This window comes from Methylomonas rivi (genome assembly GCF_024505165.1).
GTDB lineage: Bacteria > Pseudomonadota > Gammaproteobacteria > Methylococcales > Methylomonadaceae > Methylomonas > Methylomonas rivi.
Map to the genome: position 1 here is coordinate 1 of NZ_JANIBK010000093.1, position 15,312 is coordinate 15,312.

At 54.0% G+C, this 15,312-nt stretch carries 17 protein-coding genes; 7 read left to right on the top strand and 10 right to left on the bottom strand.

Annotated features, from left to right (window positions below; genetic code table 11):
* The 3 genes from rsgA to NP596_RS14765 form a co-directional block, all read left to right on the top strand.
* On the top strand, positions 1-688 hold a 688-nt coding region (rsgA, locus tag NP596_RS14755), incomplete at its 5' end, for a ribosome small subunit-dependent GTPase A (protein ID WP_256616147.1).
* 41 nt (positions 689-729) lie between these two features.
* Positions 730-1,437, top strand: a complete 708-nt coding sequence (gene crcB, locus NP596_RS22075; protein ID WP_371927958.1) for a fluoride efflux transporter CrcB — start codon at positions 730-732, stop codon at positions 1,435-1,437.
* Positions 1,413-1,727 (top strand): DUF190 domain-containing protein, encoded by a 315-nt coding sequence (locus NP596_RS14765; RefSeq protein WP_256616148.1) that lies wholly within the window; start codon positions 1,413-1,415, stop codon positions 1,725-1,727. The genes crcB and NP596_RS14765 overlap by 25 nt, the downstream gene beginning before the upstream one ends.
* A 6-nt stretch (positions 1,728-1,733) precedes the next feature.
* On the opposite strand, the gene NP596_RS14770 is transcribed toward NP596_RS14765, so the two are convergent.
* Positions 1,734-2,072, bottom strand: a complete 339-nt coding sequence (locus NP596_RS14770) for a histidine triad nucleotide-binding protein (protein ID WP_256616149.1) — start codon at positions 2,070-2,072, stop codon at positions 1,734-1,736.
* A 158-nt stretch (positions 2,073-2,230) separates the two neighbouring features.
* On the opposite strand from NP596_RS14770, the gene purD reads away from it, so the two are divergent.
* Both purD and NP596_RS14780 read left to right on the top strand, forming a co-directional pair.
* Positions 2,231-3,505, top strand: a complete 1,275-nt coding sequence (gene purD / locus NP596_RS14775; RefSeq protein ID WP_256616150.1) for a phosphoribosylamine--glycine ligase — start codon at positions 2,231-2,233, stop codon at positions 3,503-3,505.
* Between the two features lie 283 nt (positions 3,506-3,788).
* On the top strand, positions 3,789-6,449 hold the full coding sequence (locus NP596_RS14780; RefSeq protein ID WP_256616151.1) for a sensor domain-containing protein: 2,661 nt from the start codon (positions 3,789-3,791) through the stop codon (positions 6,447-6,449).
* Between the two features lie 20 nt (positions 6,450-6,469).
* Here the strand turns inward: NP596_RS14780 and NP596_RS14785 are convergent, their stop codons facing one another.
* Positions 6,470-7,780, bottom strand: coding sequence for an ATP-binding protein (locus tag NP596_RS14785; RefSeq protein WP_256616152.1), 1,311 nt, complete (start codon positions 7,778-7,780; stop codon positions 6,470-6,472).
* A 126-nt stretch (positions 7,781-7,906) separates the two neighbouring features.
* The gene (gene galU, locus NP596_RS14790; protein ID WP_256616153.1) at positions 7,907-8,788 is read right to left on the bottom strand and encodes a UTP--glucose-1-phosphate uridylyltransferase GalU; all 882 of its coding nucleotides are present in this window, start codon (positions 8,786-8,788) and stop codon (positions 7,907-7,909) included.
* Between the two features lie 144 nt (positions 8,789-8,932).
* Here galU and NP596_RS14795 point away from each other — a divergent pair, with 144 nt between their 5' ends.
* Together NP596_RS14795 and NP596_RS14800 are read left to right on the top strand one after the other, a co-directional pair.
* Positions 8,933-10,249 carry a TolC family outer membrane protein gene (locus NP596_RS14795; RefSeq protein ID WP_256616154.1) on the top strand — a complete coding sequence of 439 codons (1,317 nt, stop codon included), beginning with the start codon at positions 8,933-8,935 and terminating at the stop codon, positions 10,247-10,249.
* A 36-nt stretch (positions 10,250-10,285) separates the two neighbouring features.
* Positions 10,286-10,681, top strand: a complete 396-nt coding sequence (locus NP596_RS14800) for a hypothetical protein (protein ID WP_256616155.1) — start codon at positions 10,286-10,288, stop codon at positions 10,679-10,681.
* A 167-nt stretch (positions 10,682-10,848) separates the two neighbouring features.
* Here NP596_RS14800 and NP596_RS14805 read toward each other — a convergent pair whose 3' ends face one another.
* From NP596_RS14805 to NP596_RS14835, 7 genes are all read right to left on the bottom strand, one after another.
* Positions 10,849-11,109 (bottom strand): hypothetical protein, encoded by a 261-nt coding sequence (locus tag NP596_RS14805; RefSeq protein ID WP_256616156.1) that lies wholly within the window; start codon positions 11,107-11,109, stop codon positions 10,849-10,851.
* Between the two features lie 114 nt (positions 11,110-11,223).
* Complete coding sequence (locus NP596_RS14810) at positions 11,224-12,000, bottom strand: GlcG/HbpS family heme-binding protein (protein ID WP_256616157.1); 777 nt, start codon at positions 11,998-12,000, stop codon at positions 11,224-11,226.
* Positions 12,001-12,193: 193 nt separating this feature from the next.
* Positions 12,194-12,691: a phosphatidylglycerophosphatase A family protein gene (locus NP596_RS14815; protein WP_256616158.1), complete on the bottom strand. Its 498-nt coding sequence runs from the start codon at positions 12,689-12,691 to the stop codon at positions 12,194-12,196.
* Positions 12,675-13,610 (bottom strand): thiamine-phosphate kinase, encoded by a 936-nt coding sequence (gene thiL, locus NP596_RS14820; RefSeq protein WP_256616159.1) that lies wholly within the window; start codon positions 13,608-13,610, stop codon positions 12,675-12,677. Before thiL ends, NP596_RS14815 begins: the two co-directional genes overlap by 17 nt.
* Positions 13,610-14,053: a transcription antitermination factor NusB gene (nusB, locus tag NP596_RS14825; RefSeq protein ID WP_256616160.1), complete on the bottom strand. Its 444-nt coding sequence runs from the start codon at positions 14,051-14,053 to the stop codon at positions 13,610-13,612. The genes thiL and nusB overlap by 1 nt, the downstream gene beginning before the upstream one ends.
* The gene (gene ribH, locus NP596_RS14830; RefSeq protein ID WP_256616161.1) at positions 14,053-14,544 is read right to left on the bottom strand and encodes a 6,7-dimethyl-8-ribityllumazine synthase; all 492 of its coding nucleotides are present in this window, start codon (positions 14,542-14,544) and stop codon (positions 14,053-14,055) included. Before ribH ends, nusB begins: the two co-directional genes overlap by 1 nt.
* A gap of 51 nt (positions 14,545-14,595) precedes the next feature.
* Positions 14,596-15,312: 3,4-dihydroxy-2-butanone-4-phosphate synthase (locus NP596_RS14835; protein ID WP_256616162.1), on the bottom strand; the 717-nt coding region annotated here is incomplete at its 5' end.

Below are 15,312 nucleotides of genomic sequence, written 5' to 3' on the forward strand. Positions count from 1 at the left end.
CAGCCGCGGCGACCGGATCCGACCGGTCGCCGCCAATATCGACACGATTTTCGTGGTATTCGCCGCCGAACCGGATTGCGACTTTCTATTATTGGATCAATATCTGGCCGTCTGCGAAAACTGCAATATCGATGCCTCACTGGTCTTCAACAAAATCGACCTGCCCTGTTCGGAGTCGGTCGAACTGGAGCTGCAAAATTACCTGGCCTTGGGCTATGCCTTATACCGGGTCAGCGCCAACAAACAGATTGGCGTCGATATCTTGCGGCAGGTTTTATCGACGCAAACCAGCATGTTCGCCGGCCAATCCGGTGTCGGCAAATCTTCGCTGACCAATACCCTGCTGCCGGATAAAACCCTTAAAATCAACGGCGTTTCGGAAACCACCCGCCACGGCCGCCACACCACTACCGCCGCCACGCTGTATCATTTACCCAGCGGCGGCGACTTGATCGACAGCCCGGGGGTGGCGATTTTCGGTTTGGCCGGCTTATCGGAAGCGCAACTGGCCTGGGGTTACCGCGAATTTCACCCCTTTGTCGGCAAATGCCGGTTTAACGATTGCCGCCACGTTAACGACAAGGACTGCGCGGTGCGCGCGGCGGCCGAAAACGGCCGGATTCCCCGCAGCCGCTACCAGCGCTTCCTTAAACTGAGAGAAAAAATGCCGCCGGCCAATCGCGGTTAATATGCCCCGGACGCGAGAAAGACCATGTTGCAGGATTTTTCATGTATCAACTGATAGCCATCGCCCTGGGCGGCTCCGTGGGCGCCGTCATGCGTTTTTTAGTCGCCAACGGCATTTATGGCCTACTGGGGCGCGGCTTTCCGCACGGCACCTTGTTCGTGAACGTGTTCGGTTCATTGTTAATGGGCTTTCTGACCGAATTGCTGGTGCACCGCTTCGCCTTGGCGGTGGAATACCGCGCCGCCGTTTTGGTTGGGTTTCTGGGCGCATTTACCACTTTTTCCACTTTCGCGATGGAAACCTTAACCCTATTCGAACAAGGCAGCCTGTTAAAAGCCTTTTTGAATATATTTCTCAGCGTGGTGCTGTGCCTGACCGCCTGCTGGATTGGCGTCATCTGGGGCCGCACGGTTTTTTCGGACAACCAAGCAGCGGGCCTACTTCAGTATCTACCCGCCGCCGGCTTGATTTGCAGTTTTCTCGCGCTATTCACGATCTCGATATTGGCGGAAATCCTGATCAATGGCTTCAATTTGCCCAGCGAGACGCGGGCAATATTTTTCGTGGGCTTGCTCGGCTCGTTAACCATAGGTTCAACGTTATGGGCAGGCTTGCACAACCCGACACTTCAAGCGGAATTTCATCACTTGCTTGGCCTGTTTATCCTTAACGCCCTATGCGGGGTAGCGATAATCTGGTCCGGCTCATGGATAGGACATTGGATATGGCAACTCAAACCGTCACCGTAGCCCGCATTTACTTGCGGGAAGGCGAACACCAGCTAGCCACCCTGATCAAACTGCTGCACGACGAGGAAAAAGTCTCCGGCGTCACCGTGTTGCGCGGCATCGAAGGTTTCGGCCCCGACGGCAAAATCCATCTGGCCTCGTTACTGGACCTGTCGCTGGATTTACCTCTGATCGTGGAGTTTTACGATGACCCGGAGCGGGTGGAGACGATCTTGCGGCATCTGGAAACCCATATGGGATTGTCGCACGTCGTCACCTGGCCCGCCCAAGGCCGTTTGCACAACCGTTGACAGGCATCAACCCGGCGGCCAAGCCATGCGCCTGCCGCCCATGACATGTAAATGCAAGTGATGCACGGTCTGCCCGCCGTCGTCGTTACAGTTAAACACCGCCCGATACCCCGATTCCGCAACGCCGTGCTCTTCCGCGATACAGGCGGCGATTTTGAGCATATGCCCTCCCAGGGCGGCTTCCCGTAGGGCATTCAAATTGGCAATGTGCAGCTTGGGCACCACCAACACGTGCATGGGGGCTTGCGGGTTAATGTCCTTGAAAGCCAACACTTTTTCATCCTCGAACACCACATCCGGTTTAATTTCGCCGTTTACCATTTTGCAAAACAAACAATCCGTCATAGCAACTCCTAAAATTTATACATTGCATTACTCGATATCAAACGCCGCATCTAGCACGCTAACACGGCCGCAGCACAAATTCCAACCCACCCCGGCAAATCCCGTTAAAATTCGCCGAAAAATTTTGAACCCTCCATTAACCCAAGGTTTTATATCCCATGAGAATTTTGATCGTCGGCAGCGGCGGCCGTGAGCACGCCCTGGCCTGGAAAGCCAAACAATCCGCACACGTCAGCCAGGTTTTCGTCGCCCCCGGAAATGCCGGTACCGCATTGGAAACCGGCGTGGAAAACGTCGCCATCCAGGCGGATGATATTGCCGGCTTGTTAAATTTCGCCCAAGCCCGCGACATCGGCTTGACCATCATAGGCCCGGAAGTACCCTTGGTCAAAGGTGTGGTGGACGCCTTCAATGCCGCTGGCCTGCCCTGCTTCGGCCCCACCGCGCAAGCGGCGCAACTGGAAGGCTCCAAATCGTTCTGCAAGGATTTCATGGCCCGCCACGGCATCCCCACTGCCGACTATCAAACCTTTACCGATACAGAGCAAGCGATCGCCTATATTCAGCGCAAAGGCGCCCCGATAGTGGTCAAAGCCGACGGCTTGGCGGCCGGCAAGGGCGTCATCGTCGCCCAAACCGAACAACAAGCCATAGACGCCGTGCTGGACATGTTGTCCGGCAACAGTTTCGGCGAAGCCGGCCACCGGGTGGTGATCGAAGAGTTTTTGGCCGGCGAGGAAGCCAGCTTCATCGTCATCGCCGACGGCCTGCACGCCCTGCCGATGGCCACCTCGCAGGACCACAAAGCCCGCGACAACGGCGACCAAGGCCCCAACACCGGCGGCATGGGCGCTTACTCCCCTGCCCCCATCGTCACCCCGGAAATACATCAACGGGTGATGGACGAAGTCATTAACCCCACGCTTAAAGGCATGCGCGATGACGGCAACGAATACACCGGTTTTTTATATGCAGGCTTGATGATAGGCAAAAACGGCAGCATCAAAGTGTTGGAATACAACTGCCGATTCGGCGACCCGGAAACTCAGCCCATCATGATGCGCTTGAAAAGCGACTTGGTTGAACTCTGCCAGGCGGCCCTCGACAAAACCCTGGATCAAACCGGCACCGAATGGGACGAACGCCCGGCCCTGGGCGTGGTATTGGCGGCGGGCGGCTATCCGGACGACTACGCCAAAGGCCGTGTCATCAGCGGTTTGCCCGCCCAGGAAAACGAGGATTACAAAGTGTTTCACGCCGGCACCCAACAACAAGACTCTGAAGTCGTCACCGCCGGCGGCCGGGTGTTATGCGCCTGCGCCTTGGGCGATACGATAGCGCAAGCCCAGCACAAGGCTTATCGGTTATGCCGACAAATCAACTGGCAGGATATGTATTACCGCACCGATATTGGTTTTAAAGCCATTGACTGAATGTCCGGCATCCCGTGCATTTGCTTTCCCGCTACAATTTGCTTCCGTATAGACGCTCCAGCGGAATCGTTTTTTTGATATGGCTCTGAAAAAACAGAGCCATAAATTCATTGATATTGGACGTTAGTACGTTTTACCGTGACCTTGCGCTGTAAGAAAATACTTACAGCGCAAAGCAAAAAAACTTACACTTACCCCCGCGGCTAACGCTGCATTTATAATTAAGTAGCCGTTTTTTCGTCAAGCTCGCCTAAAGCAGTAAAACCAAAAGTCGTAAAACGCATTGAATAATTCACCCCTGTCCCGACTGCAAAACCAAAACAAGTACCATCTCTGGCTGGCTGCCGTCGTTTTGGCGGTATTCATGACATTATCCATTGTAGCGGGCATGAATTTACTTTTGGAAGGCAGGGTAACCGCCCACTATCTGCTGACCGGACTAGTCGCCTCCATTGCCGTGGCGTCGGTCATCAGCGGTTTGATTATTTATTTTTTGGCCACGCTGGCACAAATGCAGCTAGACAACCAGCATCTGAACAATATTATCAGTGCCTGCCCGATACCGATCGCCCTGAACGATGATGCAAACAATATCCTGCTGATCAACCCAGAATTCACCAAAGTATTCGGGTATAGCCGAGACGACATACCCAATTTGCAGGCTTGGTGGCCAAAGGCTTATCCCGATGCCGATTATCGGCAATGGGTGGCTGATACCTGGCAATCGCATTTAGACGCCATGCTCGCCAATGCCGGCGCTTTCGAGCCGCTCGAAGTCAAAATCTGCTGTAAAAATGGCGATGTCAAAACCATACTTGCCACCGCCACGCCTCTGGAACCTGCTTATCAAGACTTTCATTTGGTGGTGCTGTACGACATTACCGAAAAAGCGCGTGCATCGGAGGCCTTGCGGGAATCTCACACTATTTTACAATCGATTATCGAAACCATTCCGATGCGAATATTCTGGAAAGACCTGAATTCGCGTTATCTGGGCTGTAACACCGCCTTCGCGAACGACGGCGGCGAGCAAGATCCGACAGGGGTCATCGGCAAACTGGATTCGGAACTCACTTGGCAAGACCAGGCGGAACTGTACCGGCTTGACGACCAAAACGTCATACGAACCGGCGTTAGCAAACTCGCATACGATGAACCGCAGACAACGCCGGCCGGCCAAACCATCTGGTTACGCACTTCCAAAACCCCGTTGCGCGACAATCAGGCCAACGTGATCGGCGTGTTGGGCGTTTACGCCGACATTACCGAACGCAAACGGATAGAACACGAACTGTGGCTGGCGAAAACCATGCTGGATAAAAGCAACACGGCATTTTTCAGAATCGATGCAGCGGGTAAAATCCGCTATGTCAACGATTATGCCTGCCGCTCGCTGGGCTATACGTCCGACGAATTGATCGGCATGCGGCCTTGGGATTTCGATCCCGATTTCTCCGCTTCGATGTGGCCCGAAGTTTGGCAAACGCTACGGAACAGCAAAACCTTTCATCGGGAAGCCCGCCACCGCCGTAAAGACGGCAGTCTGTTTGACGTGGATATAACCGCCCACTACATTGCCTACCTTGACGAAGAGTTCAGCTTTACTTTTGTCCAGGACATTACCGAACGCAAGCGTATTGAAACAGCCTTACACCAAAAGGAAGGTTACCAACGCGCGTTGCTGGATAATTTCCCATTCGAAGTTTGGCTAAAGGATCCGGAAAGCCGGTTTCTGGCCGTCAACCGGCTGTTTGCCAATACCTTTGGCGCACCGCACCCGGACGCATTGATCGGCAAGTCGGACTACGACATCGCAGAAAAGCCCCTGGCCAATGCCTATCGAGCCGATGACAGGGCCGTCATGACGGCCCGGCAACAAAAAATAACCGAGGAACAGGTTGAGAATGCCGGCGATAAGAAATGGGTGGAAACGTTCAAGGCGCCGGTCATCGACGACAATGGGGTACTTTTGGGTACTGTCGGCTTTTTCCGAGACATCACGGACCGTAAACGTATCGAAACCCAATTACGAATTGCCGCCACGGCTTTCGAAGCGCAGGAAGGCATGGTCATCACCAATGCCGAGACCCTTATCCTGAACATCAATCGCTCATTTACCGAATTAACGGGATTCACGCCGGAAGACGTGGTCGGCCGCAAAATGAATGTATTGAAATCCGGCATTCACGACATCGCCTTCTACGATGACCTGTGGGCCATCGTTGCGCAATCCGGATACTGGCAGGGGGAAATTTGGAACCGCCGCAAAAACGGCGACCTGTACCTGGAATGGCTCACTATTACCGCCGTCAAGGACCAGGCCGGCACCGTCACGCATTATGTCGGTACCATGCTCGACATCACGGCCCGCAAGGAAAAAGAAGAGGCGGTCAAACACTTGGCTCATTTTGACGTCCTGACGGATTTGCCCAATCGTATCCTGCTCACCGACCGCCTACAGCAGGCCCTGGCCTTGGTCCGCCGGGAAAAGGCCAAATTGGCCCTCATGTTTTTGGATCTGGATAAGTTCAAACCCGTCAACGACAATTTGGGCCACGGTATTGGCGATCTGTTGCTGCGCGAAGTGGCCAAGCGCCTACAAACCTGCATCAAGCGCGAAACCGACACCGTGGCCCGGCTTGGCGGGGACGAGTTTGTGATTTTGCTCTCCCATATCGAACATGCGCAAGAAGCCGCATGGGTAGCGGAAAAGGTGGTGCAGACCCTCAACCAGCCGTTTGAAATCGAGCGGCACACCATCGGCATCTCGACCAGCATAGGTATCGCGCTTTACCCCTCGCATGGGGTCGACGCCAAAACTTTGCTAAAAAGGGCCGATAACGCCATGTACCAAGCCAAGGAAGCCGGACGGAGCTGCTTCAAATTTTTTCAGGAACCCAACAAATTGACGCCTCCGCCACCCGATTGCGCGGCCGCGGATTAACGCCCCTTCCATCGTCAGGGTCACCATAAGGGTATCCAAGCCGAAATACGCATGCCCGCCCCGGGTTGCGAGTCCAGCGAGACTTCGCCGGCCAAGGATCTGATACGCTCCTTTATGCCGCGCAAACCAAAGCCGCGACTCAGGTTTTGCAGATCGCAACCCCGGCCGTCGTCAGCCACATGCAACAATAATTTATTTTCGGCGGGCTGCACGCGCAGCTCAATCGAAACCTGCCGGGCATCGGCATGACGGACCACATTGGTCAGGCATTCCTGTATCACTCTAAAAACTTGCCGGGCGATATTTTTGTCCAGCCCGTCCACTGCATCGCTGCAGACGATGCTTAATTTCAGACCGGGATTGCGTTCCGACCAATGATTGACCATTTCCTCCAATGTCGCTTTTAAACCCAATTCGGTTAAAACCAGCGGGTGCAATTGCTGCATCATCGAGCGCAAAACCAAGGTCAAATGATCGCAAATTTCGCTGACGGTAGCGGTGATTTTCCCGACATCGGCGTTAGGCCTGGAGGCCGTGACGGCCATGACCTTGATGGCCGTCAAGGATTGGCCGAATTCGTCGTGCAGTTCCTGGGACAAATGCTGGCGCTCTTCTTCCTGAATGGCCAACGAGTGCTGGGTCAGGTCGCTATTTTCCTGGCGGGTTTTTTCCAACTCTACCGTCATATGATTGACCGCTTTGGCGATATTGTCGAATTCCTCGGTGGAAAAGGCCGGCAGCTGGTGTTTGTAATGCCCCGTTTCAATGATGCGTAGCGCATCGACAATCACACCGATGGCTTTCAAAGACTTATTCAGCACCAGATTGACCACTAAAAAACTTAACAGCGTCAACAGCGACAGGGAGCTAAAAAAGCCCACGCTCTCCTGCCAGACTTCGGTGATTTCATCCAAGGGCTGGGCTTCGATGATCAGTGTCAAAGCCTTGCCGTCTTGCGTATTGATGCGATGTTCTACTTTGGGATAGTCGCCGGTGACCGCGCGGATGAACCAGGCCGGCGGCATGTCTTCCGGATGGCTGGGTTGTTGTTCGCCGGCAAAATGCACCAACTGACCGTCCGGTTTTTGCAATTGCATGCTCAGATGGCGGGTTTGGCGCAGAGCCCGAAACCGGGATAAATCCTCCGCGCTTTGCAACGATGAGGCATCGGCCATACCCAGGGTAACCAGCTGTAAAGCCAAGTGAATCGAGGCCTCGACCTCTTTTTCGACCGACTGCCTGGCCTGCCAAATCGCGATCGCCCCGCCCAGCAGTAAAATACACAGCGACGATAAGAGGATACGAAAGATAATCTGATAGCGCAGACTCATAATAACCGGCCGAAGATAAACTCGGCATTATCGTCAGCTATCGGCCTGACGGCCACAGGAAAAATTCTTTTTATGCGCGGAAAATTGGGGTGGATACCGGCAACGGCCGGTATCCAGGCATGACGGTCAGATTTTAGCTGTCCTTTGTTTCAAATAGTCGGCAAACTCGGCTTTGATTTCCGGATGCAACAAACCGTATTCGACATTGGCCAGCAGGAACCCGAATTTGGAGCCGCAATCGTAACGGTTGCCTTTAAATTCGTACGACAAGACCTGTTCGTCTTGCATCAAAGCCGCAATGGCGTCGGTCAACTGAATTTCGCCGCCGGCGCCGCGACCGGTGGTTTCGATTTTCTCGAAAATAGCCGGCGTTAAAATATAACGGCCGACCACGGCAATATTGGACGGCGCCACTTCCGGTTTGGGTTTTTCGACGATCGATTTCAACTGTCCGACGCCGGGCGCGGTTTCGACGTGTTCGACGATACCGTATTTATGGGTTTCCTTAGGATCGACCCGTTCGACACCCAAAATGCTGCTCTGTTGCTGCTCGAACAATTCCACCATTTGTTTCATGCAACCGCGGCTGCCGTCTTCAATCAAATCGTCCGGTAAAATCACCGCAAACGGCTCATTGCCGACAATCGGTTTGGCGCAATGCACCGCATGCCCCAGGCCCAAGGCTTCGGCCTGACGCACGAATACGCAGGACACATGCGGCGGCAGCAATTCGCGCAACATTTTCAACAACTCGGTTTTACCGCTTTTTTCCAGCTCTTTTTCAAGTTCGTAGGATTTATCGAAATGATTCGGGATAGAATCCTTGTTACGCCCGGTAACGAATATCATGGTGTTTATGCCGGCCGCTATCGCCTCTTCAACCGCATATTGAATCAGCGGCTTATCGACAACCGGCAACATCTCCTTGGCCACGGCTTTAGTCGCGGGCAGAGAACGGGTACCCAGACCGGCAACGGGAAAAACGGCTTTAGTAACTTTTTTGGTCATATTAGCTCTTTGAGTTGGGTTTTTATTTTGACGAATCCATACTGAGGGCCTAACCTTATGCAAGACTTAAATTAAGCTGCAGAAGTATCTGTATTTTAGGCCATAATGCATTTTAATTTTCACACCTTCGTACGAGACATTGCAATGATAAGACTGTTGGTGACGCTATGGCTAGCGTTCGTACCACTAAATTTGGCTTTCGCCGACGATCTGATGGATATTTACCAATTGGCCCGGCAAAACGACCCGCAATACCGTAGCAGCGACATTAACCAGTTAGCGGTAGCTGAAATCAAATCGCAAAGCATCGCCCAAATGCTGCCCAATTTAGCGTTCTCCGCGAGCAGCAATCGCCAGCGTATTCAGAGTATCAGGGGCGGATTCAGTATTTCGGGCACCGGATTACAACACTATTGGGACAGCGCCTTGGCCGTCAACCTGACACAACCGGTATTCAATTGGGCCCACTGGGTACAACTGGATCAAGCCGACAACAAAATCGCCCAGTCGGAAGCCCAGTTTCAGGCCGAGCAGCAAAAATTGATGGTGCGCACCGTCGAAGCCTATTTCAACGTGCTGGCGGCGCAAGATAACCTGGAATTTGTAGTGGCCGAAAAAAAAGCCATTGAAAAACAGCTGGAGCAAGCCAAACAACGCTTCGATGTCGGCATCATCGCCATTACCGATGTTTATGAGGCCCAAGCGGGGTTCGACCGCGCGGTTGCCGGGGTTATCGAAGCAGAAAATCAGCTGGATAACACCAAAGAGAAGCTCCAGGAAATAATCGGTCTGCACAACGCCAACTTAAAAAAGCTACCGGAAAACGTACCGCTACTTCCGCCCGAGCCGCAAGACATCGCCTCCTGGGCCAATTCGGCCGAGAGCAACAACTTTTCCATTGTTTCCCAAATCAACCAGACCGAGTTCATACGCAAAAATATAGAGTTGCAGGAATCGAAACACCTCCCCACACTGGATCTGGTGGCGCAATACCGGCAAATGGATAACGGCAACCAAGTCGGCTTCCGCGGCGACAACGAAAGCTTTGGACTGCAATTCAACATGCCGCTGTACGAAGGCGGCGGCACGGTTTCGCGTACCCGCCAAGCCCAATATGAATTCGAGCAAGCCAAGGAAGATCTGGTCAAAATCAAACGCAGCGTCAACCGCGAAGTCAAAGACGCCTACCGGGGAGTAATCGCCAGTATCGATCAAGTGAAAGCGCTTAAATCCACCACCGAATCCGGCGCCTTGGCGGTTGAAGCCGCCGAAGCGGGATTGGAAGTGGGTACGCGCACCATGGTCGACGTGCTGGCCATTCAGCGCAACCTTTATAGAGCCAAAAGCGACTACGCGCGGGGCCGTTACGACTATTTGATCAGCGGAATAAAACTAAAACAAGCCGCCGGTAACTTGAGCGAAGAAGATTTAATGATCATCAATCAATATCTGCAAAATTAACCTCCCGATAACCACGCAAATTTTTTAAGGCCGCACATGAACAAACGATTACTGATTAGCTTGTTATTACTGCCCCTTGCCGCTCCGGCTCAAAACATGGGCCGCATGCCGACCGAGGCGCAAATGCAGCAGATGATGCAACAAGCGCAAAGCATGCAAAACTGCATGGCAAACATCGATGAAGCCGAAATGGAGGCCTTCCAACAAAAGGCCGAAGCCATGGATGCGGAAGTCAAAGCCCTTTGCGCGGCGGGAAAACGCGACGCGGCCATGGCGCGGGCCATGGCATTCGGCAAGGAAACCGCGCAAAGCAGCATCATGCAAGACATGAAAAAATGCGGCGAAGGCATGAAAAACATGATGCCGATGCTGCCTAAAACCGCGCAAGCCCCCGCCGAAGGCGGAAAACCCCGACATATTTGCGATGAATAGCCGCCAACGGTCAAGTTAATGTTGGCTATTGAAAACCGGAAGCAATCCGGATTGGTTAATCACAAAAAAATGATTTACCGAATACAACCGTATTCGATTAAGCGCGAGGATGGTTTTCGTCCGTTTCGATAAATAGCCATGGCGAGAGCGCTTCGGCTGCCGTTATGTCAGCGGCTTTGCGCATCATCCGGCACAAAGCCGGCGGGCGGTTTGATTGACCCGGCGGCATTGCCGGCTTGCCGTCCTTGCAGCAATAACGCCCGAATCCGTTCGCCTTCCGCTCGGCGCAGTTTTTCCTGTTCGGCGTGACGTTGTTCCGCTACCTGTTTGGCGTTCTGTTCCTGGCGGCCGTGCCAAATATCGGCGACGATCCACGCCCCCAAACTACCCAGAAAAACGCCAACAGCGATTTGCAGTATCAATTTCATGAAGTTCGGCGCCATGGCTTGAATTAAAAAGCCGCTTAAGAAAATGTCCTTAAGCGGCCGGTTTTAAGCGGGTTCCTTACCATCAAGCAGGGAACCCAAGCTGCAATCGATTATTTAAGGAACAGCGGGGCCGCCCGCGCCAATATCAACGGCTATTTCATCTTCGCCGCCAACCGCGCAAAGCGGATGCGCCCAACCGCTGGTTTGGTCATAGACAATACCGTCGGTACCGCCGGGCCCCACGCCGCCGGGCACATGATCCAAACCTAATGCGGACCGGGTTCTCCAGGCAATATTATGGTCGGCGCAGGAAGAATCGCCGCTGACGCCGAGGGCGCCCAACAGTTTTCCGGACCCATCATAGAGCGCCAGACCGCCGCCGAACACATTAACCCCGCCTATTTTTTCCCCCACTAAAGGGTCGTTATGTTGGCCGTAATTTTTAGAAGGTCCTTTGTAGGCGGCTCCGGTATCGACCGGATTACTGAACTGCAGGCCGAACAAACTGCCGCCGGGTTGGGTAGCCGTATAAAGATTAGCGGTCGACAATGCCAGGCCGGGAAGACTAAAAGCGTTAGCCGTATTGGCTTTCTGGGCGGAAATCACCCGGCTGCCGGGCCATTGGTCTCCGCGGTTGCCGCCGGTAAATGCCACCGCGCAAACGATGCCGTCCCTATCCACGATGCTGCCCCACATGTCCAAATTGAAGCCGCCGTTCGCCGCCGCCCTGGCACCGGTTAAAGCGGCTTTCAAAGCTGCATGGCCGGGCAAGGCCGAGCATCGCGAAGACGCCGAATTCGATTTTTGCGAATGGTCCGAATCGGCAAAGGCCGCGTTCGACGTTGCCGCCAAACAACCTAAAAGCGCCAAATTTATCATTGATTTTTTCATGAGTATTCTTCCTCCGGTATTTATGATTTTTTAACCCGATCGCTATACAAACCCCTAGCTCCCACCCCCGGGCAGCTGGATTCTATCCGTTAACCCTAAAATAGGTCAATCGTTCCAATACGCGATTAATCAAGACCCTAAATAAAAAAACATGAGGGAACTCAAACTTTTTTTGCATTTGGCTCAACGCAGACTAAAACCAAATCCGCATCAGCGCGGCGGCAAACAAGCCCGCCGCCACATCGTCCAGCATAATGCCGAACCCGCCCTCGACATGCCTATCCAGCCATTTGATGGGCCAGGGTTTTACAATGTCGAATAATCTGAACAAAGCAAAGCCCGCCAAAAGACTTTGCCAAGAAAAAGGCAGCCAGCACATGGTGATTAAAAAACCGGCGATTTCATCCCACACAATGCCGCCATAATCGTGTACTTGCAACTTTTGCGCGGCCCTATCGCAAATCGCTATTCCGGCCAATATGCTGGTTACGGTAACCGCCAAATAAACCCAAACCGGACTTTGAATCAACAGCAGGTAGATGGGTATGGCCGCAAGCGTACCCATGGTACCCGGCATTTTTTTACTCAGGCCGGCGCCGAAGCCGAACGCCAATAATAAAACCGGGTCTTTGACGATTTGCGCCGCGCTCAAACGGGCGTTGCCGTAGTATTCTCTAAGAAAAATGCTCAAAGCCTTTCGCCTCGAAGGTTTCGGTTTTACCGGCCCGCAACATACGCAAGCCCGGTTCCGCCTCGATCGCCCCGACGTAATGGCAGCCCGCGGGTAGTTTGGGAACCGACTCGGCGGGAACGGTGAAACACAATTCGTAATCGTCTCCCGCCGTGAGGGGCATTTGCCAATCCTGCGTTATTTCGATGTATTGGCGTACCTGCGCGGACAGCGGCAGCCGCTCCCAATCCAGATAGGCACCGACTCGGCTTTGCTCCAGAACATGCCCCAAGTCGGCGGCCAAGCCATCGGAAATATCGATACAGGCATGAGCCAACTCACGTAGCGCAATGCCTTCGGCGATGCGCGGCTCGGGCTGGTTAAAACAGCGTAACGGCAATGCCGGCTCAGCGCAGGCAAAGCCTTGCTTGATTTTCAAACCCAAGCCGGCATTGCCCAATTGGCCGGTGACAAAAATCAGATCGCCGGCTTTCGCCGCGGAACGCAACAACGCCTTGCCCGCCGGCACGGCCCCCATGGCTTGCACCGTCAAGCTCAAGGGTCCCGCAGTGGTATCGCCGCCGATCAGATCGACGCGATGCCGGCGGGCCAAGCCGAGAAAGCCGTCGGCAAAGGCCCGCAACCAAGCTTCATCGGCTTTCGGTAGCGTCAGGGCCAGGGTGACCGCAAACGGTTCCGCGCCCATGGCCGCCAAATCGCTTAAATTGACCGCCAGCAATTTGTGCCCTAACAGATAGGGATCGGCATCGGCGAAAAAATGCACGCTTTCCACCATGGTATCGGTGGTGACGGCCAGCTGATAACCGGCCGGCAAATTCAGCAAGGCGCAATCGTCGCCTATGCCCAACTGCGTAAACGAATGTTGCGGCGCATGCACCGCAAAATAGCGTTTAATCAGATCAAATTCGGCCAAAGCCATTAGTGTTGCGGCTTGGCCTGTTTGGCGGCGATTTCGACGGCGCGGTGTTTTTGCGACACCTTATCGAGTATGCCGTTGATATATTTATGGCTGCCTTCCGCGCCGAAATCCTTGGCCAGATTGACGCCCTCGTTGATGATGACCTTGTAGGGCGTTTCCAAGCGGTTGATCAATTCATAAGCACCGATGCGTAGAATGGCCCGCTCGACAGGGTCGATTTTTTCCACCGGCCGATCGACGAACTCCGCCAGCGCGGCATCGAGTTCCGCCAGTTGTTTGGGAACGCCGTGAAACAACTCGCTGAAATAGGTTTTCTGCGCGCCTTTTAAATGCTCTTCTTCCAGAAAATAGCTTTCGATGCGGCTCAGGCTCTCGCCGCTCATCTGCCACTGGTACAAGGCCTGTACCGCGCACTTGCGGGCATTGGTTTTTGCTTGACTCATTAAACGCCCTGGTTGTGATCAATGAAGGCGTTGAACAGACTCACCATCTCGATGGCTGACAACGCGGCTTCCGCGCCCTTGTTACCGGCCTTGGTGCCGGCACGCTCGATGGCTTGTTCTATGCTGTCCACGGTCAATACGCCGAAACTGACCGGAATATCGTATTGCAAGGCCACATGGGCAATGCCTTTCACGCACTCGCCCGCCACGTATTCGAAATGTGGGGTACCGCCGCGAATCACCGCACCCAGGGCGATAATCGCATCGTATTTTTTGCTGGCCGCAACCCGCTGCACCACCATGGGCAACTCGAACGCGCCCGGGGCCTTCACCAGGGTAATATCATTTTTGTCGGCGCCGTGGCGCACCAGAGCATCGATGGCCCCGGCTTCCAGCTGTTCGACGATAAAACTGTTGAAACGCGAGGAGACGATACAAAACTTGCCGCCTTGGGCGGAAAAATGACCTTCCAGAGTAGTGACTGCTGTCATAGGATTACCTTCGTTAATGGTTTAAATACTGTCGATAGCTTGCCGGCTTGCTTAAACGGCGGTGTCGATATGCTCGACCACTTCCAAATCGAAACCCGACAAGCCGATATATTTTTTCTGCGTGCCCATGACTTTCAGGCGCCGCACGCCCAAGTCGGACAAGATCCGCGACCCCGTGCCGGTGGTGCGCCAATCGGCATCGGCGCTTAAATCCCGGCTGTTTTTAATGCCGTGGTCCTGCATTTGATAAGCGTGAATCAGTTCCACCAAGGCCTTGTTGTCTTCTTTCTGGCGAATGATCACCAACACGCCGCGCCCGGCTTCGGCGATTTTTTTCATGGCTTCGCGCACCGGCAAACTGCAATCGCTGCGCTGCGAAAAGAACAGGTCGTCGATCAGATTGCGCGCATGCACCCTGACCAGCACCGGCTGGTCGCCGGCCACGTCGCCCATCACCAGGGCCAGATGCACGTTATCGTCGTTTCTATCCTGATAGGCGTACAACCTAAAATCGCCGAACTCGGTCGGATAGGCACATTCGCTGATGCGTTCCAGCGTGTTTTCGTGCTTGATCCGGTAATGGATCAAATCGGCGATGGTGCCGATTTTCAAATTATGTTGCTCGGCAAAGGCTTCCAGATCCGGACGCCGCGCCATCGAGCCGTCGTCGTTCAAAATTTCCACGATCACCGCCGCCGGCTCGACGCCCGCCAGCCGGGCCAAATCGCAACCCGCTTCGGTATGGCCGGCCCGGTTCAACACGCCGCC